This window comes from Acidobacteriota bacterium, assembly GCA_003225175.1.
Lineage (GTDB): Bacteria > Acidobacteriota > Terriglobia > Terriglobales > Acidobacteriaceae > Gp1-AA112.
Window position 1 is genome coordinate 1 of the sequence record QIBA01000186.1, and the last position, 1,897, is coordinate 1,897.

Below are 1,897 nucleotides of genomic sequence, written 5' to 3' on the forward strand. Positions count from 1 at the left end.
AAACTACGTCGAGCGCGAAACTCGGCGCGCGATTGCTGGCGTCCAGAATACGGTCAAGATCTGGCCCGGGATTGATATTCCGACCGGCCGAGACGAAAAGAAAACCGAGCCGCGGGATGTGCGCGATGCCGTGCGAGCGGCACTGGACACTGGCGCAGACGGCGTGATCCTCTCGCACAAGTACTCGGAAATGCGTCTAGCGAATTTACGCGCTGTGGGGGAGGCGTTGCGAGCATGAGCACCATGAACAGGCGCTCCTTCCTGCTGCTTACTGCCGCCTCAGTTACCACATCTCCGGCAGAAATTTCCCTCATGCCGCCCGATTCCGCCGATATCGTACAGGCCAACACGCCTTCACGTTCCTGGTACGGCACCATGCGACGGTGTGGTCAGATCAATTTCAACGAACGCGATCCGTTGACTATGAATACGGAAGCGTGGGCCGACTATTGGGCATCGCTCAAGGTCGATGCAGTGCTGCTGAACTGCGGTGGCATTCTGGCCTTCTATCCGACCCAAGTGCCTTACCACCGTCGTAGCCAATTCCTCGGAACACGCGATCTATTCGGCGAGATGGTTGCCGCCGTGAAGCAGCGCGGTATTCGCGCTGTCGCTCGCATGGATTGCAATTTCGCCTACGAGGACGCCTGGAAAGCGCACCCCGAGTGGTTCGAGCGCAACTCCGATGGATCGTCTCGACCCCATCTGGAGTCGCCGTGGCTATTCTCTACCTGCATGTTTGGCAGCTACTTTTCCGAGCAGATGCCAGCAATCTACCGCGAGATCAATCAGCGTTACGCGGTAGACGGATTCTTCACCAATGGCTGGCCGTCTACAGGAGCACTGCGTGTGTGCTACTGCGAGAATTGTTGCCGCCTGTACGAGAAGTTAGGGGGAGCGCCTCCGGCAGAAACAGACGCCTCGAATCCGCTATATCGCAGGTATTACCAGGCGCACCAGGACCGCGTGTTGGAACTGTGGCGTTTGTGGGATAGCATCGCCCGCGAACGCAGCGCGGAATCCGTCTACGTCGGCAACCTCGGCGGGGGGATCGACACAATCAAGGATTTAGAGCCGCTCAGCCACGCTGCGGCATGGTTCAACGCCGATCACCAAGGACGCTCGGGTGAAACGCCGATCTGGAACTGCGCGCAGCAGGGTCGCGTCGCGCAATCCGTCATGCAGGGGCGCACCATAACGAACGTCGCAGGGGCTTACAGCAATGCACAACCAAGTTGGCGGCACGTTTCCAAAGCGCCTGCCGAACTGACGCTTTGGCTTGCGCAAACTACTGCAAGCGGGATGGTGCCATGGTTTCATTGGCTGGGCGGTTCTCCCGAGGACAATCGCTGGCGGGAGGTAGGGCGCTCTTTCTTTACCTGGCTGGCCGCAAACGAAACGCATTTCTGTAATCGGAGTTCGATTGCTGAGCTAGCCGTCCTCTATCCGCAACGCACGGTCGCTTTCTATCCCCGGCCAGATTCCCGACGGCCACGCTATCGCGGCGGTCCGGTCGATTATCTGCAAGGCATTTACTACGCGCTGCTGGAAGGGCGTTTCTTGTTCGACTTCGTACATGAGGGGAACCTTGATGTAGCGAATTTGAAAAAATACCGCGCGCTTCTTCTTCCCAACGCAGCTTACCTCCGCGATGCTCAGTGTGAAGCCATTCGGCAATATGTGCATGAAGGCGGCTCCCTTCTCGCTACATTTGAAACCTCCCGTTACAACGAATGGGGCGATCCGCGTTCCGACTTTGAACTGGCCGATGTGTTCGGAGTTCATGCGGCAGGCGAGGTCGTTGGGCCTCAAGGGAATAGTTACGCGCGCATTGAGCGACCTCATCCAGTCCTTCAGGGTTTCCATGGCACCGCCCTGCTGCCCGGAGCCGAGAGCC

The 1,897-nt window shown here is 58.4% G+C and carries 2 protein-coding genes; both read left to right on the forward strand.

From position 1 onward, the window contains the following. Positions 1-238, forward strand: a 238-nt coding sequence (locus tag DMG62_24350) for a hypothetical protein (GenBank protein ID PYY19718.1), incomplete at its 5' end; no start/stop codon positions are given. Positions 239-312: 74 nt separating this feature from the next. Next, positions 313-1,897: hypothetical protein (locus DMG62_24355; GenBank protein PYY19719.1), on the forward strand; the 1,585-nt coding region annotated here is incomplete at its 3' end.